The organism is Gilvimarinus sp. 1_MG-2023, assembly GCF_030548285.1.
In genome coordinates, this window is the sequence record NZ_JAUOSC010000828.1 from 1 (window position 1) to 285 (window position 285).

Below are 285 nucleotides of genomic sequence, written 5' to 3' on the forward strand. Positions count from 1 at the left end.
TGTCCGGTTCACGCAGATAGAAGGTGCCGAATGGTCCTTCCAGCTCCAGGGTGTCGCCTACACGGGCCTGATGCAGGTATTTACCCATTTGGCCGTTGGGTAATTTACGGATCAGAAAGGTCAGCTGCTGCAGCTCTCCAGAGACTTGGGGCCCGATGGCAAATGAATAGGCGCGGGTCAGTTCGGTGCCGGGAATATGCAGGTTGGCATATTGACCGGGCAGGAAGTTCAGTGTTGTCTGGTCGGCTGCCAATGTCAGCGCTAGCAGAGTGGAATCCGCGGATG

At 56.5% G+C, this 285-nt stretch carries 1 protein-coding gene; it reads right to left on the reverse strand.

All coding sequences use genetic code 11. The features are described from left to right. Positions 1-285 (reverse strand): FAD-binding oxidoreductase (locus Q4563_RS19210; RefSeq protein WP_303605649.1); only part of this gene is annotated, 285 nt, incomplete at both ends.